General features: G+C 66.5%; 1 protein-coding gene. It reads left to right on the top strand.

What is annotated here, in order from left to right:
- The coding region (locus J0A65_RS27210) for a hypothetical protein (protein WP_463452490.1) at positions 1-259 on the top strand (259 nt) is incomplete at its 5' end.
- Positions 260-278: the final 19 nt, after the last annotated feature.

The following is a 278-nucleotide window of genomic DNA, read 5'->3' as shown; positions in this document are numbered from 1 at the left end:
CGAGCGCCTGGCCCGTGAAGCCGCCGAAGCTGCCGCCGCCGCACCGACCGAGCAGAACGAGCCGGTAGTCGTGGAAAGCGCCCCGGTTGAAGAGCCGAGCGCCACTGCAAGCGAAAGCGAAGAGGCAGCCCCTGCCGTCGAGCCGAGCGCTGAAGCGGCCCCTGCTGCCAGCGAGCAGGTTGCGAGCGAAGCGGTAGAACAGGCACAACCGGAAGAAGAAGCGGCCGCCGAGAAGGAGGAGATCAAACCTCAGGTTTGATCCTCCGGCGGTACGCAAA

The organism is Bowmanella yangjiangensis (assembly GCF_017255015.1).
Lineage (GTDB): Bacteria > Pseudomonadota > Gammaproteobacteria > Enterobacterales > Alteromonadaceae > Bowmanella > Bowmanella yangjiangensis.
The sequence above is the reverse complement of the archived record's forward strand: the minus strand, read 5'-3'. Positions and strand labels throughout refer to the sequence as shown.